At 70.8% G+C, this 23729-nt stretch carries 26 protein-coding genes and 1 pseudogene; 2 read left to right on the top strand and 25 right to left on the bottom strand.

Translation table 11 applies throughout. From position 1 onward, the window contains the following. From OM076_RS24910 to OM076_RS24935, 6 genes and pseudogenes are all read right to left on the bottom strand, one after another. Positions 1-390, bottom strand: a pseudogene (locus tag OM076_RS24910) (hypothetical protein); the annotation flags it as partial. Positions 391-514: 124 nt separating this feature from the next. Further along, positions 515-1372, bottom strand: a complete 858-nt coding sequence (ligD, locus tag OM076_RS24915; protein ID WP_270042804.1) for a non-homologous end-joining DNA ligase — start codon at positions 1370-1372, stop codon at positions 515-517. Positions 1373-1378: 6 nt separating this feature from the next. Further along, on the bottom strand, positions 1379-1675 hold the full coding sequence (locus OM076_RS24920) for a hypothetical protein (RefSeq protein ID WP_270042806.1): 297 nt from the start codon (positions 1673-1675) through the stop codon (positions 1379-1381). Beyond that, positions 1666-2322 (bottom strand): 4-hydroxy-tetrahydrodipicolinate reductase, encoded by a 657-nt coding sequence (locus OM076_RS24925; RefSeq protein WP_270042807.1) that lies wholly within the window; start codon positions 2320-2322, stop codon positions 1666-1668. The genes OM076_RS24920 and OM076_RS24925 overlap by 10 nt, the downstream gene beginning before the upstream one ends. Further along, a complete protein-coding gene (locus tag OM076_RS24930; protein WP_372518076.1) occupies positions 2319-3548 on the bottom strand; it encodes a M16 family metallopeptidase in 1230 nt (409 codons plus the stop codon). Before OM076_RS24930 ends, OM076_RS24925 begins: the two co-directional genes overlap by 4 nt. 70 nt (positions 3549-3618) lie before the next feature. Then, positions 3619-5922, bottom strand: a complete 2304-nt coding sequence (locus OM076_RS24935; RefSeq protein ID WP_270042808.1) for a polyribonucleotide nucleotidyltransferase — start codon at positions 5920-5922, stop codon at positions 3619-3621. A gap of 130 nt (positions 5923-6052) precedes the next feature. Between OM076_RS24935 and OM076_RS24940 the strand changes: the two genes are divergently transcribed. Further along, positions 6053-7144, top strand: a complete 1092-nt coding sequence (locus OM076_RS24940; protein ID WP_270042809.1) for a saccharopine dehydrogenase family protein — start codon at positions 6053-6055, stop codon at positions 7142-7144. A 6-nt stretch (positions 7145-7150) separates the two neighbouring features. Here OM076_RS24940 and OM076_RS24945 read toward each other — a convergent pair whose 3' ends face one another. Beyond that, positions 7151-8788, bottom strand: coding sequence for a hydroxysqualene dehydroxylase (locus OM076_RS24945; RefSeq protein ID WP_270042810.1), 1638 nt, complete (start codon positions 8786-8788; stop codon positions 7151-7153). Positions 8789-8839: 51 nt separating this feature from the next. Between OM076_RS24945 and OM076_RS24950 the strand changes: the two genes are divergently transcribed. Continuing rightward, positions 8840-9307, top strand: a complete 468-nt coding sequence (locus OM076_RS24950; RefSeq protein ID WP_270042811.1) for an SRPBCC family protein — start codon at positions 8840-8842, stop codon at positions 9305-9307. On the opposite strand, the gene OM076_RS24955 is transcribed toward OM076_RS24950, so the two are convergent. The 18 genes from OM076_RS24955 to OM076_RS25035 form a co-directional block, all read right to left on the bottom strand. Continuing rightward, positions 9247-9696 (bottom strand): plastocyanin/azurin family copper-binding protein, encoded by a 450-nt coding sequence (locus tag OM076_RS24955; protein WP_270042812.1) that lies wholly within the window; start codon positions 9694-9696, stop codon positions 9247-9249. The two genes, OM076_RS24950 and OM076_RS24955, sit on opposite strands and share 61 nt — an antisense overlap. Before the next feature lie 31 nt (positions 9697-9727). Next, entirely contained in the window at positions 9728-10426 is a 699-nt protein-coding gene (locus tag OM076_RS24960) for an anti-sigma factor family protein (RefSeq protein ID WP_270042813.1), read from the bottom strand. Then, the gene (locus OM076_RS24965) at positions 10423-10968 is read right to left on the bottom strand and encodes a sigma-70 family RNA polymerase sigma factor (RefSeq protein ID WP_270042814.1); all 546 of its coding nucleotides are present in this window, start codon (positions 10966-10968) and stop codon (positions 10423-10425) included. Before OM076_RS24965 ends, OM076_RS24960 begins: the two co-directional genes overlap by 4 nt. An 81-nt stretch (positions 10969-11049) precedes the next feature. Further along, complete coding sequence (locus tag OM076_RS24970) at positions 11050-11487, bottom strand: DsbA family protein (protein WP_270042815.1); 438 nt, start codon at positions 11485-11487, stop codon at positions 11050-11052. A 47-nt stretch (positions 11488-11534) separates the two neighbouring features. Beyond that, positions 11535-11987, bottom strand: a complete 453-nt coding sequence (locus OM076_RS24975; RefSeq protein WP_270042816.1) for a redoxin domain-containing protein — start codon at positions 11985-11987, stop codon at positions 11535-11537. 53 nt (positions 11988-12040) lie between these two features. Then, positions 12041-12310 carry a 30S ribosomal protein S15 gene (rpsO, locus tag OM076_RS24980; RefSeq protein ID WP_270042817.1) on the bottom strand — a complete coding sequence of 90 codons (270 nt, stop codon included), beginning with the start codon at positions 12308-12310 and terminating at the stop codon, positions 12041-12043. Next, complete coding sequence (locus OM076_RS24985) at positions 12307-13194, bottom strand: GGDEF domain-containing response regulator (RefSeq protein WP_270042818.1); 888 nt, start codon at positions 13192-13194, stop codon at positions 12307-12309. The genes rpsO and OM076_RS24985 overlap by 4 nt, the downstream gene beginning before the upstream one ends. Positions 13195-13248: 54 nt before the next feature. Beyond that, positions 13249-14127 carry a bifunctional riboflavin kinase/FAD synthetase gene (locus tag OM076_RS24990; protein WP_270042819.1) on the bottom strand — a complete coding sequence of 293 codons (879 nt, stop codon included), beginning with the start codon at positions 14125-14127 and terminating at the stop codon, positions 13249-13251. After that, positions 14127-14927: a tRNA pseudouridine(55) synthase TruB gene (gene truB / locus OM076_RS24995; protein WP_270042820.1), complete on the bottom strand. Its 801-nt coding sequence runs from the start codon at positions 14925-14927 to the stop codon at positions 14127-14129. Before truB ends, OM076_RS24990 begins: the two co-directional genes overlap by 1 nt. Then, positions 14920-15918, bottom strand: a complete 999-nt coding sequence (locus OM076_RS25000) for a DHH family phosphoesterase (protein ID WP_270042821.1) — start codon at positions 15916-15918, stop codon at positions 14920-14922. The genes truB and OM076_RS25000 overlap by 8 nt, the downstream gene beginning before the upstream one ends. Beyond that, entirely contained in the window at positions 15918-16265 is a 348-nt protein-coding gene (rbfA, locus tag OM076_RS25005) for a 30S ribosome-binding factor RbfA (protein ID WP_308214354.1), read from the bottom strand. The genes OM076_RS25000 and rbfA overlap by 1 nt, the downstream gene beginning before the upstream one ends. Further along, positions 16262-16585 (bottom strand): DUF503 domain-containing protein, encoded by a 324-nt coding sequence (locus OM076_RS25010; protein WP_270042823.1) that lies wholly within the window; start codon positions 16583-16585, stop codon positions 16262-16264. The genes rbfA and OM076_RS25010 overlap by 4 nt, the downstream gene beginning before the upstream one ends. Positions 16586-16590: 5 nt before the next feature. Continuing rightward, positions 16591-18930: a translation initiation factor IF-2 gene (gene infB / locus OM076_RS25015; protein WP_270042824.1), complete on the bottom strand. Its 2340-nt coding sequence runs from the start codon at positions 18928-18930 to the stop codon at positions 16591-16593. After that, the gene (locus OM076_RS46925; RefSeq protein WP_372518077.1) at positions 18903-19208 is read right to left on the bottom strand and encodes a YlxR family protein; all 306 of its coding nucleotides are present in this window, start codon (positions 19206-19208) and stop codon (positions 18903-18905) included. Before OM076_RS46925 ends, infB begins: the two co-directional genes overlap by 28 nt. Further along, positions 19165-20439: a transcription termination factor NusA gene (nusA, locus tag OM076_RS25020; protein ID WP_270042825.1), complete on the bottom strand. Its 1275-nt coding sequence runs from the start codon at positions 20437-20439 to the stop codon at positions 19165-19167. Before nusA ends, OM076_RS46925 begins: the two co-directional genes overlap by 44 nt. 5 nt (positions 20440-20444) lie before the next feature. Continuing rightward, positions 20445-20861: a ribosome maturation factor RimP gene (gene rimP, locus OM076_RS25025; RefSeq protein WP_270042826.1), complete on the bottom strand. Its 417-nt coding sequence runs from the start codon at positions 20859-20861 to the stop codon at positions 20445-20447. Positions 20862-20966: 105 nt separating this feature from the next. After that, positions 20967-21326 carry a tetratricopeptide repeat protein gene (locus OM076_RS25030; protein WP_270042827.1) on the bottom strand — a complete coding sequence of 120 codons (360 nt, stop codon included), beginning with the start codon at positions 21324-21326 and terminating at the stop codon, positions 20967-20969. Between the two features lie 22 nt (positions 21327-21348). After that, positions 21349-23625: a transglutaminase TgpA family protein gene (locus OM076_RS25035; protein ID WP_270042828.1), complete on the bottom strand. Its 2277-nt coding sequence runs from the start codon at positions 23623-23625 to the stop codon at positions 21349-21351. Between the last annotated feature and the right edge of the window lie 104 nt (positions 23626-23729).

Below are 23729 nucleotides of genomic sequence, written 5' to 3' on the forward strand. Positions count from 1 at the left end.
GGCGCCGAGCGGGTCGCCGCCGAGCGACGGCGCGGCGGGCGCGGGCGGTGCGCTCCGGGCGGGCGGGGCGCCCAGCGGGTCGCCGGAGGTCGCGGCCGGTGGGGCGCCGAGCGGGTCGCCGAATGACGGTGCGGACGGGTCCACGACGGGGCCGGTCGGCGCCGGCGGCGGCGGCGCGTGGTGGCCACCCATCAGCGGGTCGCCTTGCGGACCGCCGGTGGCCTCCTGCGGCTGCTGCGGGATCGGGCGGCCGTGCTTGTCGTACTCGACGATCGGGCCGCTGGGCCGCATCGTGCCGGAGCTACCGGAAGTGTTGACCTGCTTCTGCACCTCGTCGAGCTTGCTCTGCGCCTGCTCGGCGAGCTTCTTGGCCTTGTCGAGGAACCCCATGCCGCGACACTAGCGCGAAGGGCCCGCTCGGTGGAGCGGGCCTCGCATCGCTCGCGCTCGCTACGGGGTTTCCTACGGACACCCCGCTTATCGGCGCGTCTCACATAAACACGCCGGGCCGGTCTCATTTAAGGCGCAAGACCGCTGCCGCCGCGTCGATGTCGTGCCAGGCATCGCCGCCCTTGAGCCGCGTCTCGAGCTCGCGCAGCTTGAACTGCTGCGGATGCAAGCCGGCGTCGGCGACCTCGTCCCAGGTCACCGGCATCGCGACCGGCGCACCCGCGAGCGCCCGCACGGCGTAGGGCGCGACGATCGTCTGCCCGTAGGTGTTGCGCGCGACGTCGACCAGGATCCGGCCCTCGCGCTTGTCCTTGCGCCAGAAGGTGGTCAACGTGTCGGGCCGCTCGGCGGCGATCTGCTCGGCGAGCTCCCCCGCCCGCTGACGCACCTCATCGGCGGTGCGCGTCCGCTTCAGCGGGGCGACGATGTGGATGCCGCGCGACCCGGTGACCTTGGCGAACGGCTCCAGGCCGAGGTCGCGGAGGATCTCGGCGGTCACGAGCGCCGCGTCGCGCACCAGGTTGAAGTCGTCGCCCGTCGGGTCGAGGTCGAACACGATCCGGTCGGGCTTGTCGCGCAGGTCGCAGCGGGCGTTCCAGATGTGCGGCGTGACGCAGTTCTGCTGCGCCAGCCAGCGCAGCGTGTCGGCGTCGTTGATCATGCCGTGCGTGATGTCCCCGCCCTTGCGGCGCGGAACCTCGCAGCGTGCGACCCAGTCCGGCGCGCCCTTGGGCAGCGACTGCTGGACGACGACGTCGCTCGCGATCCCCTTGTTCCAGCGCCAGAGGTTCATCGGGCGGTCCTTGCAGTGGGGGACCATGTAGGCGGCCACGCGCGCGTAATGCTCGGCCAGCTCGGCCTTCGTGATCCCGTCGTCGGGGAACAGGACCTTGTCGGGATTGGAGAGCTTTACCTCGGGCATCTCGCCTCAGCGACGCCCACGCAGGACGTCCGTGAACCGCTTCGGCACCTCGGCGTCCTCTCCTTCCTCCCACAGCGTCACGACCAGCAGCTCGCCGCGCGGCTTGTCCTCAATGCAGACGAAGACGAGGTCGGCGCGCTGCAGGTCGCGAACCAGGATCGCGCCGCGCTCGCCCGGCGAGACCTGCCCCGCGTCGAACGCCTTCGAGACCCGCGCCGTGATCTCCAACCGTGGGTCCAGCGCCCCGCGCACCCGCTGCAGGTAGCGCTCGACCGCGTGGTCGGTGACGGAAACTAAGGCCACAAGAGCCGCTCGAGCCCGATCACCGGGGACTCGGGCAGCTGGGCCACTTGACGGATCGCGAGCAGGACGCCGGGCATGAAGCTCGTGCGGTCGGTCGTGACGTGGCGGATGGTGAGGGTCTGGGCGACGTCGCCCAGGATCACGTCCTGGTCCGCGACCACCCCCGGGAGGCGGATGGAGTGGATCGGCACGTCGCCCGCCATCGCCTGCGCGGTGCGCGCCGCGGTACCTGACGGCTTGTCGAGCTTCCCCGGCCGGTGGTACTCGACGATCTCGGCGCCGGCCATGTGCTTGGACGCCTCCGCGGCGAAGCGCATCATCAGCACCGCGCCGATCGCGAAGTTGGCGGCGGCGAAGACCTTGCCGGGCGCACCCGCGACGGCTGAGCGCAGCTCGCCGTCGTCCCAGCCGGTGGTGCCGATCACGACGTGCACGCCCGCGTGGGCGGCGAGCCGGGCGTTGCCCACCGCCATCGACGGGATCGTGAAGTCCACGACCACGTCGGCGCCGGCGAGCACCGACTCAAGCGACACATCGAGCGACGGGTCGGCGCGACCCGTCAGCTCCATGTCTTCGGCCGCCTCGACGGCGGCGCAGGTCGTCGCCCCCATGCGCCCGGCGGCACCGGCGACGGCGACCCTGATCATGCGGCCTTGCTGTTGACCGTGCCCGTGATCTTCTCGACCGCGGAGCAGAACGTGTCCTCGTCGGGCCCGATGCCCGCGGCCGAGAGTCCGTCCGGCGCCCACAGCTCGTCGACCAGGGAGCGCATGTCGTCCATCGTCACTGCGTCGATGCGCTCCATGACCTCGTCGGTCTCCAGCAGCGGCAGATCGAACAACAGCGACCCGCCGAGCCGGTGCATGCGCGCGCCGGTGGACTCCATGCCCAGCACGACCCGCGCCTTGACGTTCTCGCGGGCGCGGACGAGCTCGGCCTCGGTGGCCGGCTCCTCGCGCAGGCGCTCGAGCTCGTCGCTGACGACCTGCATCGCCTCGACGATGTTGTCCGGGCGCGTGCCGACGTAGAGGCCGACCTGGCCCGTGTCGGAGTACTGGCCGGCGAACGAGTAGACCGAGTACGCCAGCCCGCGCTCCTCGCGTACGGCCTGGAAGAGCCGTGAGGAGGACAGGCCGCCGAAGATCGCGTCCAGGACGCGAGCCGCGAAGCGCCGCTCGTCGCCCCGCTGGAGGCCGAGGCCGCCGAGCGTGACGTGCACCTGCTCGGTGTCCTTGCGCACGAAGCGCACGTTGGTCTCCGGCCGCGCCGGAGCGGGCTCCGGCGCTTCGACGGGCTCCAGCGCCCGGTGATCGCCGAGCGTCTTGGCCGCCAGCTCGACGATCGCGTCGTGGTCGACCGAGCCGGCCGCCGCGATGACGACCGAGCGCGGCACGTAGCGCCGCGCGTGGAACTCGGCGATCACGTCGACCGGCGTGTCGCGGATCACCGGCGCGCGGCCGATGATCGGGCGCCCGAGCGGGTGCGTGCCGAAGACGGCCTCGCCGAGCACGTCGAACACCGTGTCCTGCGGATCGTCCTCGTACATGGCGATCTCCTCGAGCACGACCTCGCGCTCGGGGTCCACGTCCTTGAACGCGGGGCGCCACACCATGTCGGCCATCACATCGAAGGCCGCGGGCAGGTGCTGATCGAGCATCCGCGCGTAGACCGCGGTGCTCTCCTTGTCGGTGCCGGCATTGAGCTCGGCGCCCATGCCGTCGAAGAGCTGGTCGATCTCCGCCGAGCCGTAGCGGTCGGTACCGCGGAAGAGCAGATGCTCGAGGAAATGCGAGAGGCCGGCCTCCCCCACCGCCTCACCGCGCGAGCCCGTGGCGACGAAGAACCCCAGGGCCGCGGACCGCACGGAGGGCATGGCCTCCGTGACGATCCGCAGCCCTGAATCGAGCTCCGTGATGCGATGGCTAGGGATTTTCCGGCCTCAGTTAGGAACGGTCGGGGTCACGGTCGCCGCGCGGGGCGCGGTCACGGTCACGGCCACGGCCGCCACGGTCGCCGCCGCCACCGCCGCCGCGGGGGCCGCGGTCGCGGTCACGCCCGCCGCCGCGCGGACCGCGCGGGGGACGGTCGCCGCCACCCATGGTCGGGTCACCGGTGCCGACGGAGGCGAGCTCCTCCTTGGTCTTGCCGGCGATCTCGGGGTCCTCGGCGAGGCGCAGGCCGATGCGGCCACGCTCCTTGTCGACCTCGACGACGCGGACGGAGATCTCGTCGCCCTTGTTGAGCACCTCTTCGACCGTGCCGACGCGGTTGCCCGGCGACACGTTGGAGATGTGCAGCAGGCCGTCGGTGCCCTTGGCGAGTTCGACGAAGGCGCCGAAGGTCGTGGTCTTGACGACCTTGCCCTGGAACTCGTCGCCGACCTCGACCTCCTTGGTCATCGACCGGATGCGGTCGACCAGGGCGTCGCCCTTGGCGCCGGTGACGGCGTAGACCAGGACCATGCCCTCGTCGTTGACGTCGATCTGGGACTCGTACTCCTCCTGCAGGGAGCGAATCGTCTCGCCGCCCTTGCCGATGAGCAGGCCGATCTTCTCCGGATCGATCTGGATCGAGCTGATCCGCGGGGCGTGCTCGGAGAGCTGCTCGCGCGGGGCCTCGATCGCCTCGTGCATCTTGCCGAGGATGAACTCGCGACCTTCCTTGGCCTGGGCCAGGGCGTCGCTCATGATCTCGAACGTCACGCCCGTGATCTTGATGTCCATCTGCAGGGCGGTGATGCCCTCCGAGGTGCCGGCGACCTTGAAGTCCATGTCGCCGAGGTGATCCTCGACGCCGGCGATGTCGGAGAGGATCGTGTAGTCGTCGCCCTCCTTGATCAGGCCCATGGCGATGCCGGCGACCGGGCGGATGAGCGGCACGCCCGCGTCCATCAGCGACAGCGAGGAGCCGCAGACCGAGGCCATCGAGCTCGAGCCGTTGGACTCCAGGATGTCCGACACGACGCGGATCGTGTAGGGGAACTTCTCCTGGTCGGGGATCATCGGGACCAGCGCGCGCTCGGCGAGCGCGCCGTGGCCGATGTCGCGGCGCTTGGGGCCGCGCATGAAGCCGGCCTCGCCCACGGAGAAGGGCGGGAAGTTGTAGTGGTGGAAGTAGCGCTTAGACGTCTCGAGCCCGAGGTTGTCCAGACGCATCTCCTCACGCGTGGTGCCGAGCGCGACAACGCTCAGCGCCTGCGTCTGACCGCGCGTGAACAGCGCCGAGCCGTGCGTGCGCGGCAGCGGCTTGACGTCGATCGTGATCTGGCGGATCTCACGCTCGGAGCGGCCGTCCGGGCGCTTCTTGTGAACGGCGATGCGCTCGCGGATCGTCTTCTTCTCGAGCGCGTCGAACGCGAGCTGCGCGTCCTGGCGCTTCTCGGCGTAGTCGGCCGCGTCCTCGGCTCCGGAGTACTTCTCCAGGACCTCGGCCTCGACGGCCTTCGTCGCGTCCTGGCGCTCCAGCTTGTCGGTGACCGACGTCGCCGCGTCCAGCTTCTTGCCGTGCGACTTGGCGATCTTGGCGATCAGCGCGTCGGGCGCCTTCTTGACCTCGATCTCCTGCTTGGGCTTGCCGGCCTTCTTCTGCAGCTCGACCTGCGCCGCGCACAGCTTCTTGATCGCCGAATGCGCGATGTCCAGCGCGTCCAGGATCTCGGCCTCAGGAACCTCGTTGGCGCCGCACTCGACCATCAGGACGGCCTCGTCGGTACCAGCGACGACGAGATCCATGTCCGTGGTCAGGAGCTGCTCGTCGGTCGGATTGACGACGAAGTTGCCGTCGATCTTGCCGATGCGGACGGCGCCCACGGCGGTCGGGTACGGAACATCGGAGATCATCAGCGCGGCGGACGCGCCGTTCATCGCGAGGACGTCGTACGGGTGGACCTGGTCCACCGAAAGCGTGAGGTTCACGAGCTGCGTCTCACGACGCCAGCCCTTCGGGAAGAGCGGCCGCAGCGGGCGGTCGATCATGCGGGCGATCAGCGTCGCCTTCTCGCCGGCGCGGCCCTCGCGCTTGAAGAACGAGCCGGGGATCTTGCCCGCGGCGTACATGCGCTCCTCGACATCCACCGTCAGCGGGAGGAAATCAACGTCGCGCAGGTTGCCGGCCGTCGCGGTGGAGAGCACCACGGTGTCGCCGGCGGTGACCGTAACGGCCCCTGAGGCCTGCTTGGCCATCTTGCCCGTCTCGAAGGCGATCTCGGTACCGCCGATTTCTACGGCGACCCGGTGCACTTCAGACATATGTCCCTTTCTTCGCCCCGCCTCGGAAGTCGGCAGGGGTCCTCTGCGTCGTCTTGACACTTCGGTAGTCGTTGACAGGCATGTTAGAAGGCGCTTTCACACCGTGCGTCGACGGGTAAGGTCCGCGCCTATGGCACAGCAGCGCATCGTCGTCTTCGGGGCCACGGGCTACACGGGGCGGTTGATCGCCGAGCGTCTGGTCGCCCAGGGCGCGCGCCCGGTGCTGGCGGGCCGCTCCTCCTCCCGCCTGGCGGAGTTGAGCGCAGCGCTCGGCGGTCTGGAAACGGTGCGGGCGGACGTACTGCGCAAGAACTCCGTGTTCGATCTCGTGGATGGCGACGACGTCCTGGTCTCCACCGTCGGCCCGTTCGCGAAGTGGGGCGAGCCCGCCGTGCGCGCCGCGGTGGCCGCCGGCTGCGTCTACCTCGACACCACCGGCGAGCCGGCGTTCATCCGCCGCGTGTTCGAGGAGTTCGACGCGCCGGCGCGCAAGTCCGGCGCGCGGCTGCTGACCGCGATGGGCTACGACTTCGCGCCGGGCGCCCTGGCCGGCGCGCTGGCGCTCGAGGAGGCCGGTTCGGAAGCGGTGCGCGTCGACGTGGGCTACTACGCGCTCGGCGGCGGCCCGTCGTCCTTGTCCGCGGGCACTCGCGAGTCGCTGGTGGGCGTCACGCTGGGCGACGGGCACGCCTACCGCGACGGTCGCGTGCGCGGCGTGCGCTCGGCGGAGCGGGTGCGGTCCTTCAGCGTCGCGGGCAAGCAGCGCGAGGCGATCTCCGTCGGCGGCGCCGAGCACTTCGGCCTCCCCGCCTCCTACCCGGGCCTGCGCGAGGTCAACGTGTACCTCGGGTGGTTCGGGCCGCTGGCGCGGCCGCTGCAGGCCGGGTCCTTCGTCGGCGAGTTCGTGCGCAAGGTCCCGCTGACCACGACCGTGATGCGCTTCGCGGGCGAGCGCGCGCTCGGACTCGTCTCCGGCCCTGAGCCCGGCACCACGCCGGGCGGGCGCTCCTGGATCGCCGCCGAGGCGTCCGACGCCGCGGGGCGCGTCCTCTCCGAGGTCCACCTCGCGGGCGTCGACGGCTACGCGTTCACGGCGGGCTTCATGGCCTGGGCGGCCCAACAGCCCGTGTCCGGCGTGGGTGCGCTCGGCCCGGTGGAGGCGTTCGGGCTCGAGCGGCTCGAGGCCGGCGCCGCGGCAGCGGGCCTCACCCGCGTGCCGTAGTCGCCCTCAGCGCGCGAGCAGCGAGAGCGCGCGGCCGACCAGGCCCGCGGGCGTGACCTCGCCGCTCGCGGACACGTGCAGCGGTGACGCCGCCGGCCGGCGCAGCCGCCAGAGGACCTTGTCGAGCGCCCGGGCGGGGCCCAGCGCCGGCGGCTCGCGCAGCGGCCAGACGTCGCAGCGCCGCTGCGCGGAGCGCGTCGCGTCGAGGATCGCGTTGACCGCCCGCCGCGCGGCCTCGTTCGCGCCCTCCATCGTCGCCAGATCCGTGTGCGTGCGGACGTAGTCGGCGGCCAGCATCAGGTTCGGGATCCGGGTCGCCGCGTCCGGCCGGTCCGCCCACGAGCCCTTGGTGTTGACCAGCAACGGCTCGGCGTTGGTCGCGCCGGACGGGTTCGGGAACTCGATCGCCTCATCCAGGAACCACGACACCACCTCCACGCCGTCCAGCGCGTCGTCGAGGTGCGCCTGCAGCTGCGCCCAGACCTCGGCGCGGATCTCCTCCGGCGTGCAGAGCGCCGCGACCTTCCCGGTCACCCGCCCGGCGCGCTGCCATTCGGAGATGTCGATCGACAGCACACCCCCGACCGGCAGCGTCACCCCGCTCCAGAACTGGCGCTGGGAGATCGAGGTCAGCGCCCATTCGGAGTCGAGGTAGATCGCGTGACCACGCACGAGCGGCAGGTCGTCGCGCAGGTAGAGCAGGAAGCCGTTCATCCAGCGCGTGACCAGCCGGTCGAGGCCGTTCAGCCGCGGCTCGGCGCGGCGCAGCTCGGGTGAGAGCAGCCCGCGCATGATCTCGACGGGCAGCGCGGCGACATAGAAGTCGGCCCGCACGGCGCGCCCGCCCACGGTCGCCGAGGCGATCCGCCCGTCGCGCAACAGCAGCCCCTCGACGGGCTCCCCCAGGCGCACGTCCACGCCGAGCGCGCGCAGATGCTCGACCCATGGCCCGATCCACGCCTCCGAGGTCGGCGCGTCGAGCACGCGGTCGGCACGCGCGCCCGCGCGCGAGAGGTCAAGCAGCAGCTGGACGAGGATCAGCCCGCCGGTCCGCGCGCTCATCTCCTTCGCGCGCGCCGCGACGAGCGTCCGCGTCAGTCCGTCGGCCAGGTAGCGCCGGAACGCCTCCGAGCGGGACTCGGCCTGCACATAGGACCACCAGCTCTCGAGGTCCCACTGCTCTACCCGCCGCGCGTCGCAGGAGGCCAGCAGCGTGAAGAGCCGCTCGAGCAGCCACGCGACGTCACCCGCCGGCACGCCCAGCTGCGTCGCGGCGTCGAACACGAACCGCGCGAGCACGGCCAGGTCGGCCAGCGTCTCCGGGGCGTGCGCGGGCGCCAGCAGCTCGTTCTCCCCGTCCGCGCGTGCGAGCAGGATCCGCTCGGCGCCGACGAGACGGTCAAGCGCCGACCCGCTCCCCGACGGGATCCGCGCCATCGTGTCCGGCAGGTGGCGGTAGAACGCCGGGAAGAACCGGAAGCCGTGCTCGGCGGGCAGGCCGTCGGGCGTCGGGTAGGAGCGCGCCTTGCCGCCCGGGAGCGCGCGCTTCTCGTACACCGTCACCGAGAACCCGCGCTCGGCGAGTTCGTGCGCCGCCGACAGGCCGCCCACGCCTCCACCCAGTACCGCCACGGTGGTCGCCACGGGCAGAGCCTACGTACTCCAAGCGTGTTCGCCTACCACACCCTTCGCCGAGTGCAGCGCCTGCCCGGCACGCCGGCCGAGGTCTTCCCGTTCTTCGCCGACGCCGGCAACCTCGAGGCGATCACCCCGCCGTGGCTCGCATTCCGCGTCATCACGCCGCGGCCGATCGAGCTGCGCGTCGGCGCGCTGATCGAGTACCGGCTGACGCTGCACCGGCTCCCGATCAGCTGGCTGACGCGGATCGAGGCGTGGGAGCCGGGCGTGCGCTTCGTCGACGCCCAGCTCAGCGGGCCGTACAAGCTCTGGCACCACACCCACGAGTTCGAGCCCGACGGCGCGCACCACACGCTGATGCGCGACACCGTCCGCTATGCGCTGCCGCTGGCCCCGCTGAGCGCGATCGCCCACCGTGCCTTCGTGGCGCGCGATCTGCAGCGGATCTTCGACCACCGCCGCGATTACTTGACCGTGATGGTGCCTTCCATCCCAGCGGCGCGGTGGCCGTCGACCGGGCAGTAGAACGTGTAAGTGCCGGGCTTGAGGTCGACGCTCAGCGGCGGGGCGTCGGCCCCCGTCACGGTCTCGGTGGTCTTCTCGTCGAGCCCGTTGCCCTCGATCGCCACCGCGTGCGGGATCTGGGCCTGGTTGCTGAAGTCGATCTCGACGGTGCCGGCTTGAGCCGTCAGCTTCGATTCGGTGAACTTCAACGCCCCGCCGGGGTCGGCCGCGATGGCCAGCTTGGCGCCCGAGCCGCCCGCGGCCTCCGTGGGCGTGTCCGTCGCGGCGGCCGTGGGCGTGTCCGTCGCGGCCTCGGTCGCGGCTGGCGTGGAGCTCGACTCGTTGTCGTTTCCGCCGCAGGCGGCGAGCGTGAGCGCGGCCATCGCCGCGAGTACTGCAATACGTCTCATACCAGGGGATACGTGAGCGCGTTCCCCTGGTTCAGCTCAGCTTCGCACCCAGGATGTCGTAGGGCTTGACCTCGCCGTTGGCGAGGTGCTCACGGCGCACCAGACGGATCTTGTCGTACTGGCCCTTCTTGACCGCGGTGGTGAGGATCACGTACGCGTCGCCCTTGGCGTCGACGCGGAACGTCCCCGCGCTGGCGCTCCACCCGGGAGCGTCGCACCAGACCTCGTAGACGTCGCCGGTCGGCAGGTTGTTGACCCACAGGCGCACGACGGTGCCGGATTCCGAGGTCCGCAGCCCGGCGCGGGCGCTGGCGTTGGCCGGCGCGGGGCCGAGCTTGGAGAACGCGAGCCGGTACTGGGAAGCCGGCCGGCCGCCGTTCTTCTCATAGTTGAGGCCGAGCGTGAGGAGCGCGATCGCGATCGCCGCACCCGCCAGCGCGCTCCCGACGCCTAACGCGATCCTCGGCCGCCAGCGCCGCCGCCGGGGACGCTCGACGCGCTCGCGCGCGAAGCGATCCAGCAGCCGCTCCTCGATGGCTGGTGGCAGCGGTTCGTCGTCCGTGGCGCCCGTGACGACCGCGAGGTCGAGCAGACCGGGAATCCCCGCCAGCTCGCTGTGGGCCGCCGCGCACTCCGGGCACGTCGCGAGATGCGCGCGCACGCGCTTCTCGGAATCCTCGTCCAGCGCGCCCAGGACGAACGCGCCGATGTCCTCGTGGACGTGCGTCATGCCCGCACCCCCATCTCCTCCAAGACCAGCCGCAGCGAACGCAGCGCGTACCACGTGCGGCTTTTGACTGTCCCCTCGGGCAGCCCGAGCCGTTCGGCGATCTCGCGCACGGCCAGTCCCTGGACGTGGGCGAGACGGATCACCTGGCGATGCTCGGGCGTGAGCTTCTCGAGGGCACTGGCCACTTGCCAGCCGAGCATGGCACGCTCGATCGAGAGTCCTTCAGGGTCCTGCTCGTCGCGCGGCTCATGCAGTGCCAGCGCGGGACGCACGGCGGCTCGCCGGCGCGTATCGATGATCGCGTGGCGCGCGATCTGGTAGAGCCACGTCCTGACGCTGCCGCGCGTGGGGTCGTAGGCCTCGGCGTGCCGCCAGGCACGCGTGAACACCTCCTGCACGACCTCTTCGGCGGTCCCCCTGTCACCGAGCGCGTTCAGCGCGAAGCCGTACAGCTCGCCCGCGTAGGAGCGATAGAGCGCGCGCAGCGCCTCGCCGGTGGCATCCGACGAGATCTTGGCGAGGAGTTGCGCATCTGTAGCCATCTGCCGCTCGTTAATACGCGCCGGTCCGCTTCGTGGTTCGATCCGGCCGATTCCACTGTAGGCACAGGTTTGCCGATCTGGCTACGAGCCGGGCTGATCCGGGTCCAGCAGCGAGCGGCCCGGGTACATCCGGCCCTCCGTGAACGCCGTCGGCGTCGTCACGACGCCCGCCCGCACACCGCCGCGGAACTGCTCCTTGACACGCGCCACGACCGCCTCGGAGCGGCGGTCGGCGTCGAAGCGCTCGACGTCGAGGCCGAGCTGCTGCGCCCGCGCCCACAGGTGCGGGTCCTCCAGCCGGCCCTGGTCGGCGAACAGGGCGTCGTGCATCTCCCAGAAGCGACCTTGCAGCCCGGCCGCCTCGGCCGCGCAGGCGGCGGCGTAGGCGCGGGGGTGCGAGGACTTCACGGGAAAGTGGCGGAAGCAGACCTCGAACTCCCCCAGGCGCGCCTCGAACGCGGCGCAGAACGGGCACTCGTAGTCCCCGTAGACGACCACCGGGCGGCCGCTGCCGCGCACGTGGTCGTCAGGGCCGACCGGGGGCAGCGGGGCTGAGCTGAGGTCGCTCAGGACAGCGCGTCGAAGATCAGGTTCGCGCCGGGCAGATCGCTCGGCGAGGGCGCCTCGAAGCTCCAGCGCACGGTCCCGTCAGGGTCGATGACGACCAGTGCCCGCTGCGGGAAGCCGCCCGGGTGCAGGACCCCGAACGCCGCGCAGGCCGCGCCCTTGGGCTCGAAGTCCGAGAGCTGCTCGATCTCGATGCCGAGGCTCTTCTGGAACGCGGTCTGCGAGTAGTGCGCGTCGCAGGAGACCGCGTAGAGCGTCGCGCCCTTGGCCGCGAAGTCCTCCAGCACCTCGTTGTAGAGCGAGAGCTGGTCAGTACAGACCGGCGAGAACGCGAACGGATAGAAGACGAGGACCGTGGTGCGCCCGAGCAGCTGCTCGCGCGTGAAGTCCTCGCCCGTGGAAGTCTTGAGCGTGAAGTCGGGCGCGGGGTTGCCGGCCTCGACGATGGTCATACGCCGTTAAGGTCGGATGATCGGGGTGGGGCGGAGGGGATGTCCGCCTTCACTTATCGGCGGAGGCCCAACTCGCGGATCAAGGTGCGGTAGCCCTCGAGATCCTTCTTCTGCATGTAGTTGAGGAAACGGCGGCGGCGGCCGACGAGCATCAGAAGGCCCCGGCGCGAGTGGTGGTCATGCTTGTGCTCGCGAAGGTGCTCGGTGAGGTGGTTGATGCGGTGCGTAAGCAGCGCAACCTGAACCTCGGTCTTGCCCGTGTCCGTCTCGTCGCGGCCGAATCGCGAGATGATCTCGCGCTTTTCCTCTGTGGTCATGGTCATGTGCGGCCGTGCAGGGTAGCAGCCATGACCCGGTCACGTCCGGCGGACTTGGCTGCATAGAGCGCCTCGTCGGCGCGGTGGAGCAGATCCTCGGGCGCTTCTCCGTCCCACGTGGCCAGCCCGATGCTCACGGTCACGGGCACCTTGGTGCGCGCACCCGCCAGCTCTGCGCGCAGCTTCTCGGCGACGTGCGCCGCGGCCGAGACGTCGGTGTCGGGCAGCAGGACGAGGAACTCCTCCCCGCCGAGCCGGCCCAGCTGGTCCTCCGCGCGCAGGTTGGCGCCGAGGACGCGGGCGGCGGCGACGAGCACCTGATCGCCGGTGATGTGCCCGTGGCGGTCGTTGATCCGCTTGAAGTGGTCGAGGTCCAGCATCGCGATCGAGAGCGGGTGGCCGTGGCGGCGGGCGGCAGAGACCATTCCGCCCAGCTGGGTCAGGATCGCGCGCCGGTTCGAGAGGCCGGTGAGCGCGTCCTCGCGCAACAGCGCCTCCAGGCGGGCGCCCTGGGCGACGAGCTCGAGCTGCAGCTCCTTGGTGCGCCCGGCGGCCGTCACCCGCGTCAGCACCTCGCCGTCGGACACCGGCTCGACGAGGTAGTCCTGGACGCCCGACCGCATCCCCTCAGCGGCCTGCTCGGGGGTGAGCCCGGGGCGCTCGATCATCAGGATCGCGGTGCCGTAGGCGACCGGGTCGCTCTTGATCGCGCACACGAGGTCACCGCAGCATTCGACGTGGATCAGCGCCACGTCCGGCGCCCACGCACGACAGCGCTCGAGAGCCTCGACCGGGTCGCCGACCTCGCTCACGGAGTGCCCCGAAGCTTCGAGGACGCGCGTGAGCCGCCTGCGCTTCGGCGTGAGGGCATGAGCCAGCAGAACCCGCATTTGACCTCAATACCCCATCACGTTCCCCCGAAGCTCGGATGAACGTCCAAATGGTCAGATCAGGGCGCGGATGTCGTCGACGTCGCGGTGCATCTGCTCGACCAGGCTCTCCGCCGAGTCGAAGCGGCGCTCGCCGCGGATGCGCTCGACGAAGTCCAGCCGGAGCTCCTTGCCGTACAGGTCGCCGTCGAAGTCCAGGATGAACGCCTCGACGAGCAGCCCGCGGCCGGTCACGAACGTCGGGCGGACGCCGATCGACACCGCCGCCGTCCACTCCCCCACGCCCGGCACCGCCGCGCGGCAGGCGTAGATGCCGTGGTCGGGGACGGCGTGGGTGGGGTCGGGGACCAGGTTCGCGGTCGGGAAGCCGAGGGTGCGGCCGCGCTTGTCGCCGTGGGCGACGATCCCGCGCATCCCGAACGGCGCGCCGAGCAGCCGGGCGGCCTCGGCGACCGCGCCGGTGGCGATCAGCCCGCGGATGTGGGTCGAGGAGACGATCTCGCCGTCGATCTCGACCAGTTCCACCACCCGCGTGGAGAACGCGTCCTGGGCCTCGAGCAGCTGCGAGTCGCCCTGCGCGCGGTTGCCGAAGCGGAAGTTCTCTCCGACCGAGACCTGCGTCGCGCCGAGGCGCTCGACCAGTTCGTGGTCGATGAACTCCTGCGCGGTCTGCGCGGCGCGCGCCCCGTCGAACGGGATCACGATGAGTTCTTCGACGCCGAGCGCGGCGATCAGATCGGTCTTCTGCTCGAGCGTCGTGAGCAGCTTCGGCGCCGACTGCGGGGCGACCACGGTGCGCGGGTGCGGCTCGAAGGTGAGCACGCTGTCGGCACCGCGGATGACCTCGCGGTGCCCGGCGTGCACGCCGTCGAACTCGCCTACCGCCAGGCGGCGCTCGCGCGGCTGCGCGTCAGGGAGCCAGATGGTCTGCATCAGCCGCGGAAGCCTACGACGGGCTTGAGCGTGGCGCCGCCCCGCGGCTCGGCGAGGGCGATCAGGCCGTCGGCGTCGCGCAGGCGGACGAAGCCCGACGCGCGGCCGGGGACCGTCACGCCGTGGGCCGCCTTGCGCGCATCGTCCTCGTCGAGGTCCACGACCGGCAGGAAGTCGAGCGCGTCGTCGAGCGAGATCAGGCGCTCGTCGTCGGCGTCGGCGACGTCGAAGCCGCCGATGTGGGTGCGGCGCAGCTCGACGCAGTACGCGTCGTGCAGGTCGGCGATCAGCGAGCGCACGTAGGTGCCGCTGGAGCAGACGATCTCAAAGCCCGCGCGGCCGTGCTCGCGCCACAGCAGCTCGAACTTGGTCACCTCCACCTCGCGCTCGGGCACGACGACATCCTCCCCCGCCCGGGCGAGGGCGTAGGCGCGCTTTCCCCCGATCTTCACCGCGCTGTAGGCGGGCGGGCGCTGGGTGATGCGCCCCGTCGGCAGTACGAGCTCGTCCGGCGGCATGGTGCCGGGCGTGATCTCGCCCTCGGTGTCGCCCGTCGACGACACGAAGCCCAGCCGTGCGACGGTCTCGTAGCGCTTGGGCAGCTCCATCATGAAGCGCTGGATCCGCGTCCCGCGCCCCACGCCGACGATCAGCAGGCCGGTCGCGAACGGGTCCAGCGTCCCCGCATGGCCGACCTTGACGCCCCGACCCAGGCGCCGCCGGATCTTCGCCACGACGTCGTGCGACGTCACGCCGGCCGGCTTGTCGACGAGAAGAATGCCGTCGGTCAACTCAGACAAGTTGCTCTGCTACCTGCTCGCGCAGGAACTTCACCAGCTCGTCGAACTCGAGGTCGGTGGAGAAGCCGGCCGCGCGCCGGTGGCCGCCGCCGCCCAGCGCCCGCGCGATGACCGAGACGTCGATGCGGTCGTCGGTCGCGCGCAGCGAGACCTTGCGGGCCGGCTCGCCGTTGAGCTGGTCGCGGACCAGGCCGGCGACCGCGGTGCCCGCGACCGAGCGCAGGTAGTCCACGACGCCCTCGGAATAGCTCTCGTCGGCGCCCGCGGAGCGGTAGTCGTCGCGGGTCAGGTGGGTCACGGTCAGCAGGCCGCCGTCGAAGCGCTCGACGTTCGTCAGGCCCCGCGCCAGCAGCTCCAGCTTGCCCTGCGGGATGCCCTCGTAGAGATGGCGGTAGACGGCGTGGGCGTCGATCCCGGCCGCGATCAGCTCGGCGGCCATCTCGTGCGCCCGGGCGCCGGTGTTGTCGTACATGAAGCGCCCGGTGTCGGTCACCAGGCCGACGTAGAGCGCCTCGCCGATCGGCTCGGTGATCGGTACCTCGAGCGCGTGCATCAGGTCCCACACCATCTCGGCCGTGCACGACGCGTGCGGGTCGACGTGGTTGATCGTGCCGAAGCGGGTGTTGTCGTGGTGATGGTCGATGTTGACGATCAGCCGGTCGGGCTCCTCCTTGAGCGCGTCGGCCGAGGTGCGGTCGATGTTGCCGCAGTCCAGGAAGATCAGCGTGCGCTCGCTCAGGTCGGCGGGCGGCTCCGTCGTGAGCCCTTCGAGCTGGATGAAGCGGTACTCGTACGGCAGCGGGAACTCGTGCGCCGGCATGAACGCGACCGCGTCCTTGCCGAGGGCGGTCAGGACGAGCTGCATCGCCGCCAGCGAGCCGACGGCGTCGCCGTCCGGGCGCTCGTGGGTCGTGAGGCAGAAGCGCTGGTGCTCGCGGATCGCCCGCAGCGCCTGCGTACGTGACGACGAAGCCCCGTTGGTGCCCGGCATCAGGACGGCTCTTCTTGCTGGTCCAGCAGCTCGGAGATGCGCATCCCACGCTCCGGCGTGTCGTCGTAGACGAACTGCAGCTGCGGCGTGTTCTTCATCCGCAGCTCGCTGCCCACCCGGCGCTGGAGGAAGCCGTGCGCGGAGTCCAGCGCCTTGAGCGTGCGGCGCCGTTCCCCGGGGTTGCCGAGGACCGACACGAAAACGCGCGCATGGCGAAGATCCGGCGATGTCTCGACAGCGGTCACGGTGACGAATCCGACCCTTGGGTCCTTCAGCTCTGAAGTGATCGCGGCGGACAAGACCTCCCTCACGGCCTCGTTGACCCGACGCATCCGATCGGAGGTCATCCTAGTGACTCCAAGTCGTCCCAGGATGCAAGTCTGTACTCAATCCTGACGCCTTGCGGAAAACGGCCGTCCAGCGCGCGCTGCACGGTGTCCACGGTGTGCTCGGCGAGCGCGACCGAGCGAGCCGCGATCGCCACCGCGAGCGTCGACCGCTGCCAGGAGTCCTGATGGCCGACCTCGGCCACGGACGTATGCAGGCGCTCCCGTAGGAGCGCCTTCACACGGTTGAGCTCGGCTCGCTTGCCCTTCAGCGAGCCGGACTCAGGAAAGAACAGATGCACGCGCATGAGTACGACGTACGCGCGTTCCGCGTCGGTCAACGAAGCTAGGTGAGCTTGCGCTCGACCTGGCGGGTCTCGTAGACCTCCATCGTGTCGCCCTGCTCCACGTTGGAGTAGTTGTTGAGCACGACGCCGCACTCGAAGCCCGCGAGCACTTCGCGGACGTCCTCGTTGAAGCGCCGCAGCGACCCGATCTCGCCGTCGTGGACGACGGCACCGTCGCGGATCAGGCGCACCTTCGCGCCGCGCGTGACCTTGCCGTCGGTGACCATGCAGCCCGCGATCGTGCCGACCTTCGACGCGCGGAAGATCTCCCGCACCTCGATGTTGCCGACGACGTCCTCGACGGTCTCCGGCGCCAGCATGCCCTGCATGGCGTCGCGGAGCTCCTCGATCGCGCGGTAGATGACCGAGTAGTTCCGGATCTCCACCCCTTCGCGGTCCGCGAGCTGGCGGGCGTCGCCCACCGGCCGGACGTTGAAGCCCATGACGATCGCGTCCGACGCGGCCGCCAGGTTGATGTCGGACTCGGTGATGCCGCCGACCCCGGCGAGCACGATCGAGACCTGCACCTCTTCCTGGGGCAGCTTGGCGATCTCGTCCTCGAACGCCTCGAGCGAGCCGGACACGTCCGCCTTGAGCACGAGGTTGAGCTCGTTGAGGCCGCCACGCTGGTCGAAGATCGTCGCCAGCGAGCGCTTGTTGCCGCGGCGCCGCGCCTGCTGCTCGAGCTTCAAGCGGTTGGCGCGCTCACCGGCCAGCGAACGGGCCTTGCGGTCGTTCTCGACCACGTGCGCGAACTCGCCCGCCTCGGGCACGGTGTCGAAGCCGAGCACCTCGACCGGCTCGGACGGCCCGGCGGTCTTGACGCGCTTGCCGGTGTAGTCCGACATCGCTCGCACGCGACCCCAATGGGCGCCCGCGACGATCGCGTCACCGATCTTCAGCGTGCCGCGCTGGACCAGCACCGTCACGACGGCGCCACGGCCCGGGTCGAGCTTGGACTCGATGACCGTGCCCGACGCGTCCGCGTCGGGGTTGGCGGTGAGCTCCTCGATCTCGGCCGTGAGCTGCAGGCCCTCGAGCAGATCCTCCAGGCCCTGCTTGGTCTTGGCCGAGACGTCGACGAACATCGTGTCGCCGCCCCACTCCTCGGGCTGGAGCCCGAGCTGGGTCATCTCCGTGCGGACGCGGTCAGGCTGCGCGCCTTCCTTGTCCACCTTGTTGACGGCGACGACGATCGGCACGTCGGCGGCCTTCGCGTGGTCGACGGCCTCGCGGGTCTGCGGGCGCACGCCGTCGTCGGCGGCGACCACGATGACCGCGATGTCCGTCGCCTGGGCGCCGCGGGCACGCATGGCGGTGAACGCCTCGTGGCCCGGGGTGTCGAGGAACGTCGTCACGCGGCCGTCGTCCTGGTGGACCTGGTAGGCGCCGATGTGCTGCGTGATGCCGCCGGCTTCTCCCGCGGCCACGTCGGTCTGCCGGATCGCGTCCAGCAGCGACGTCTTGCCGTGGTCGACGTGACCCATGATCGTGATCACCGGGGGGCGCGGCTCGAGGTCCTCGTCGGCGTCCTCGAAGGTCGGATCGGCGTTGGCGTCCTCGGCCGCCGTGACGATCTCGATCTCCTTGTCGAACTCGTCGGCGATGACCTGGATCACGTCGTCGGACAGCGTCTGCGTGAGCGTCGCCATCTCGCCGAGGCTCATCAGCTTCTTGATGATCTCCGGGACACCGATGCCGAGGTACTCCGCGACATCCTTGACGGTCGAGCCGGAGTTGAGGCGGATGAGGTCCGGCTTCAGCGCCGAGACGTCCTGCGCGACAGGCTCTTCGTAGGTACCGCGACGGCGACGGCCGCCGCGACGGCGCGGCGGACGATTCGGGGGACCGCCACCGGGGCCGCCACCAGGGCCGCCGGGACCGCCCGGGCCGCGGCGTGCGGCCTGGGAGTCGATGACGACCCTGCGGACGCCACCGGCCGAACCCGGAGCGCGCTCGCCCTGCAGCGAGGAGCGCGTCGGCCGGCGCGAACCCGGACCGCCCGCGGCACCGTTGCCGGCTTCGGGCTTGGGCTTCGGCTTGGCCTTGGGCTTCGGCGGGGTCTTGGGGGCGAGATTCTCCGCGCGCGGGGCGCGCGCGGTGCCGTGACCGAAGCCGGCGCGCTGCTGAAGCACCGGCGCAGCCGGCTTCTTCGCGGCGCCGTTGCTCGCGATCGCCTTGGGCTTGGGCTTACCGGTCAACGCGGCGTCGGCGAGCTTCTCGTCCACGGCGGTTGCGGCGGCCTTCACCTGGAGGCCGGCAGCGTTCAGCCGCTTAATGACCTCCGAGGTCGGCATGTCGTACTGCTTGGCTAGCTCGTGGACGCGCTTCTTGGCCATGTTTTCGTTAAGTCTACGGTTTCCTGTGAGAGGGATACGGGCGCTCTGAAGGCGCGGTTGAAGGCGCGACGAGCTGTCGCAGCCTCGATGCATTCGCGAGTTGGATGCAGCCAGGCGCCCCTGCCGGGCAGGGTCGCGCGAGGATCCGGCACCGCGCAGCCGTTCACGTTAGCGAAACGGGCAAGATGCGCTCGAGGCGCAACTTGCCCGCAGCCAACGCAGCGGCGCTGAGGCTTATGCCCCGACGCGGTCAGTGTCCTTGTTGGCGAGCGCCTGATGGGCGTCGAGGCCGCAGTAACGCGAGCCCGGCAGCGCGGCGTTCGGGCAACGGCGGCCGTTGCCGAGGATCGCGGCGCAGCGACCGCCGGTCTCCTCCTCCTCGCCGTACCCGGAGTCCTGCTCTTCCTTGGCAAACTCCGTTTCGGAGCGGATGTCGACCCGCCAACCGGTCAGGCGCGCGGCGAGCCGCGCGTTCTGGCCTTCGCGGCCGATCGCCAGGCTGAGCTGGTCGTCGGGCACGATCACCGTGGCCTGCTTGTTGGTGTCGTCGACGAGCACCTCGCGCACACGCGCGGGGCTGAGGGCCTTGGCCACGAACCGGGCCGGCTCCTCGTTGTAAGGGATGATGTCGATCTTCTCGCCGCGCAGCTCGGAGACGACCATGCGCACGCGGGACCCGCGCGGGCCGACGCACGCGCCGACCGGATCGACGCCGTCGGCGTGCGAGACGACCGCGATCTTGGAGCGGTAGCCGGGCTCGCGGGCGACGCCGGTGATCTCCACCAGGCCGTCGGCGATCTCGGGCACCTCGAGCTCGAAGAGCTTCTTGATCAGCTCCGGGTCACGGCGGCTGACGATGATGCTCGGGCCGCGCGTGCTCGATGAGACTTCCTTGATCACGGCCTTGATGCGCTGCGAGTGGTCGTAGCGCTCGCCGTCGACCTGCTCGGACTTCGGCAGCAGCGCCTCCACCCGCTCGCGCAGCTGCACGAGCGTGTAGCGGGAATCGGACTGCTGGACGATGCCGGTGATCAGCTCGCCCACACGGTCGCGGTACTCCTCGAACATCATGTCGCGCTCGGCCTCCCGGATCCGCTGCAGGATCACCTGCTTGGCGGTCTGGGCGGCGATCCGCCCGAAGTCATGCGGCGTGACGTCGCGGATCTCGATCTGGTCCTCGAAGTCACTCAGGCGGCCAGGATCGATGTCCGGCGCCTCAGGGATGATGACTTCGCCGGTCTCCGGGTCCACGCGGCGCTCGAGCGCCCCCGTGGCCTGCTCCTCGGCCTCGTCGAGCAGCTGATCCTCGAGCTCCTCGGGCAGGAGGAACTCCTCGACGATGAAGTCGCCGGAATCACGGTCCATGCGGACGCGGGCGTAGCGCGCCGCGCCGGGCTGCTTCTTGTACGCGGACAGGAGCGCGTCCTCGAGCGCGCCCATCAGCTTCTCCTCGGAGATGCCCTTCTCGCGCCCGAGAGTCTTGACTGCTTCGACGATCTCTGCGGACATGTTCCTCAGTCTCCCACGAGGTTCGAACGATGGATGTCGGCGTAGGCGATCGACACGACGCCGGTCTCGGCGGCGACGGTGACTTCCCGATCGGTGGCGTTGAGGAGCTCGCCCGTGAAGGAGCGGCGTCCGTCATGGTCGCCCCGCGTACGTACACGGGCGCGCCTGCCGACGTAGCGGCTGAAATGCTCCGGCTTCGACAGCGGGCGCTCGGTGCCGGGTGAGGACACCTCGAGCGCGTAGCGTTCCCGCAGCTCGGGGAGGTGGTGGGTGACACGCTCGCAGAGGGCCAGCGTGACTCCCTGCGGGTGGTCGATGAAGAGGCGGACGAGGTCGCCCCCGACGACCTCGGCGAGCAGGACCTCGACTTCGGGCTCCACCTCTGATAGGCGGGCCTCGATGTCGGCCTGGATCGTGCTCATGTCACCTCCCTTATTCAACAAAAAAGCGGGCTCTTCGCCCGCTTCCCAAAGTTGGCCTTCCGGCCGCGAAAAGCTGTTTGTCCAGAGTAGCAGTGCGTTCGCGATCTATGCCGCCTTACGCGCGCGGTCGCGATAGATGCGGTAGTCCCGGCGCTTGGGGTTCATGTTGGCGGCCAAGGTCAGCGGCTTGCGCGCCTCGGCGGTGCGGCCGAGCTGCATCAACGCGCGTCCGAGGCAGAACAGCGCGTAGTCGTTCGTCGGGGCGGAATCGACGACCGCCTCGAACTCCGCTCGCGCCTCCTCGAACCTTCCGGTGCGGAAGTACGCCCGGCCGAGGCCCTCGCGGATCGAGGTCTTGTCGGGCTCGAGGTCCCGGGCCTTCGCGAGGGGGATGATCGCCTGGTGGTAGTGCCCGTCCTCCAGCAGCGCCATTCCTCGCTGATAGAGGTCATAGACATCGTCCATCCGGGCAATTGTAAGCCCAGAATTACCTCGGCGGGAGGGCCCACCAGGCGCGAATATGGCCCAATATGCCGCCGCCGCGTCCGAGTTCGGCCCGCAGCCCGCGCCGTTGCGCGCGTGTGGGATGGCTCGGTTCGTCGCGGTAGCGGTTCTCACGCAGCGCGCGCACGTAGCCCGCGGCGGCGGGGGTGTTGGCGAAGCGCAACTCCAGCGCGTGCAGCGTCGTTCCGGGGGCCGGTTCGCGGCGGGTGCGCCTGAGCGCGCGCTCGAGCTCGGACAGCGCCGGCGGGGCGCCGCGACGCCAGCGGCGCAGCGCGAGGTAGCCGAGGCCGGCCAGGGCGAACGCGCCCGCGACGATCGCCGGGATCCGCCACCACGGCGCGGCCGGGTCGGTCACGGCGACGTTGGCGCCGCGCTCGCTGACCGGGTCGCCGCCGAAGTTGGAGCCGGTGGCGTTGCCGAGGTTGCCCCCCGTCGTCCTGGCGTCCAGCGGCTGGCTGCGGGCCGGGGAGTCGGCGGGCGTCGGGTCGAACGTCAGCCAGCCCCAGTTGGGGTAGTAGACCTCGACCCACGCGTGCGCGTCGAAGTCACGCACCACGTACTCGCCCGTCTTGAAGTCGGTGGCGCCGGTGGAGAAGCCGGTGGCGACGCGCGCGGGGATCCCGCCCATCCGCAGCAGCAGCGCCATCGCGCCGGAGTACTGCTGGCAGTAGCCCTGCTTGGTGTCGAACAGGAACCCGTCGAGGGTCGACGAGGCCCTCGGTGGCACCTCGGAGTACGTGAACTCCTTGCCGGAGAAGTAGTCCAGCAGCCGCTGCACGTACTCGTCGGGGGTCTTCGCTCCGTCGCTGAGCTGGAGCGCGAGGGCGTAGATCCGGCCGAGGCCTGCCCGGTCGAGGACCTCGGTGGCCGTGCCGTTGCGCGGCGGGTAGACGATCGGGGCGCCCTTGGTGCCGAAGAACGGGAACGCGATGTCGAACTCGCTCGCGCCCGGGACGCCCGGCAGCGACGCGTGGATCGTCGCGTAGTTGGCGAGCGCCGACTCGTAGTCGACCCCCGCGCGGCGGCGCTGGCGCTCGGTCGGCTTGGGGGTGTAGACCGTCGCGGTGTACGCGTCGCCGCGGCGCAGCGTGCGCCCCGGGATGTAGAGCCCGTCGAGCGTGGGGATGGTCTCCAGGCGGGGAATGTCGATCTCCGACGCGAAGCCCGCGGTGACGAACTGGTCCGAACGCAGGTTGCGGACGGAGACCTTGATCTTCTGCGTCCAGTTCTTCAGCGCCAGCGGGTTGTCGGTCGGCAGCTCGTTGACCGACACCGGCGTGTCCGTGCGCCGCCAGATGTTGCCGTCGAACATGTCGAGGTTGGTCGTCTTCCAGTACGCGGGCGTCTTGGCCTTCACGCGGATCAGCTCGCGCCCGTCGCGCGGCCAGTTCAGCCCGGCGTAGGTCTGGGTGTCCCAGTTGAACGACGTCGACTTCGAGGCCGACGTGTCGGCCGCCCACGTCTCGTAGTCGAACCAGGGGGTGTCGCGATTGAGGATCGGCGCGGCGCCGAGCGCCACGAGCGTCGCGACGACGGCCAGGGCGACGGCGGCGAGCGAGTCGCGCCGGCGCAGCTTCTCCAGGCGCAGGAACGCGACCATCAGCAGCGTGAAGACCGCGCCGCGCAGGAACTCGACGGTGAAGTCGAGCGCGACGACCGGCACGACGTAGAGCACGATCAGCAGGAGCAGCGCCGCGGCCGGGAAGCCGAGCTTGGACCGTCGCGGCCAGAACGCGAGCAGCGCGGCCACCAGCACGAGCGCCGAGCCGCCGAGCGGGATCACGGTGCGCACCCAGTCGTCCAGGCCCCGGTAGGGCACGCGGACGCCCGGCAGATCGGAGATCCCGCGTGAGATCCCGCTCGCCAGCTCGCCCCACCCGCCCGGAAGCAGCAGCTCGTCGGCGACCCGCCCGGCCAGGAGCATCAGCGCGACCAGCGGGACGATCGCCGCGACCGCCGCGACGACGCGCCACTTGCCCGGCAGCCGCCCCGCGCCGAGCATGGCGGCGACCGCCAGGATGGCCACGCCGACGACGGTCCAGCCGCGCTTGGGCTCCGCGGGCTCGAGCATCGACATCCAGTGCAGCGCCCCCCACGCGGCGAGCGCGACGAACGCGATCGAACGCGCGACGGCGACGGGCAGGACGGTCGCGCCGGTCGCGCTGCGGATCGTCGGCTTGACCGGCGTCGAGAGCTGGGTCGCGACGGCGTCGTCGTGCGACTTCGGGCGCTGCGGCGGCGGGGCGAGCGTCGCGCTCACGGGCGCGCCTCGCGCGACGCCGCGCCCGGCATCGAGCGTCGAGTTTCTCGCGCAGAGCCGCAGAAAGTCGACGCTCGTCGCGCGAGTCCGCGGGACGTCGACGG

This window comes from Solirubrobacter ginsenosidimutans, from assembly GCF_027587205.1.

Bases quoted from the DNA above. Each gene is read 5' to 3' on its own strand.
- nusA (WP_270042825.1), bottom strand. From the start codon at position 20,439: ATGTCCGCAGAGATCGTCGAAGCAGTCAAGACTCTCGGGCGCGAGAAG.
- OM076_RS24930 (WP_372518076.1), bottom strand. From the start codon at position 3,548: ATGCCCTCCGTGCGGTCCGCGGCCCTGGGGTTCTTCGTCGCCACGGGC.
- ligD (WP_270042804.1), bottom strand. From the start codon at position 1,372: ATGCCCGAGGTAAAGCTCTCCAATCCCGACAAGGTCCTGTTCCCCGAC.
- OM076_RS24985 (WP_270042818.1), bottom strand. From the start codon at position 13,194: ATGCGGGTTCTGCTGGCTCATGCCCTCACGCCGAAGCGCAGGCGGCTC.
- OM076_RS24975 (WP_270042816.1), bottom strand. From the start codon at position 11,987: ATGACCATCGTCGAGGCCGGCAACCCCGCGCCCGACTTCACGCTCAAG.
- OM076_RS24925 (WP_270042807.1), bottom strand. From the start codon at position 2,322: ATGATCAGGGTCGCCGTCGCCGGTGCCGCCGGGCGCATGGGGGCGACG.
- OM076_RS24940 (WP_270042809.1), top strand. From the start codon at position 6,053: ATGGCACAGCAGCGCATCGTCGTCTTCGGGGCCACGGGCTACACGGGG.
- OM076_RS25030 (WP_270042827.1), bottom strand. From the start codon at position 21,326: ATGGACGATGTCTATGACCTCTATCAGCGAGGAATGGCGCTGCTGGAG.
- infB (WP_270042824.1), bottom strand. From the start codon at position 18,930: ATGGCCAAGAAGCGCGTCCACGAGCTAGCCAAGCAGTACGACATGCCG.
- OM076_RS24965 (WP_270042814.1), bottom strand. From the start codon at position 10,968: ATGGCTACAGATGCGCAACTCCTCGCCAAGATCTCGTCGGATGCCACC.
- OM076_RS25000 (WP_270042821.1), bottom strand. From the start codon at position 15,918: ATGCCGGGCACCAACGGGGCTTCGTCGTCACGTACGCAGGCGCTGCGG.
- rimP (WP_270042826.1), bottom strand. From the start codon at position 20,861: ATGAGCACGATCCAGGCCGACATCGAGGCCCGCCTATCAGAGGTGGAG.
- OM076_RS24955 (WP_270042812.1), bottom strand. From the start codon at position 9,696: ATGAGACGTATTGCAGTACTCGCGGCGATGGCCGCGCTCACGCTCGCC.
- OM076_RS24960 (WP_270042813.1), bottom strand. From the start codon at position 10,426: ATGACGCACGTCCACGAGGACATCGGCGCGTTCGTCCTGGGCGCGCTG.
- rpsO (WP_270042817.1), bottom strand. From the start codon at position 12,310: ATGACCATGACCACAGAGGAAAAGCGCGAGATCATCTCGCGATTCGGC.
- OM076_RS24990 (WP_270042819.1), bottom strand. From the start codon at position 14,127: ATGCAGACCATCTGGCTCCCTGACGCGCAGCCGCGCGAGCGCCGCCTG.
- rbfA (WP_308214354.1), bottom strand. From the start codon at position 16,265: ATGACCTCCGATCGGATGCGTCGGGTCAACGAGGCCGTGAGGGAGGTC.
- OM076_RS24935 (WP_270042808.1), bottom strand. From the start codon at position 5,922: ATGTCTGAAGTGCACCGGGTCGCCGTAGAAATCGGCGGTACCGAGATC.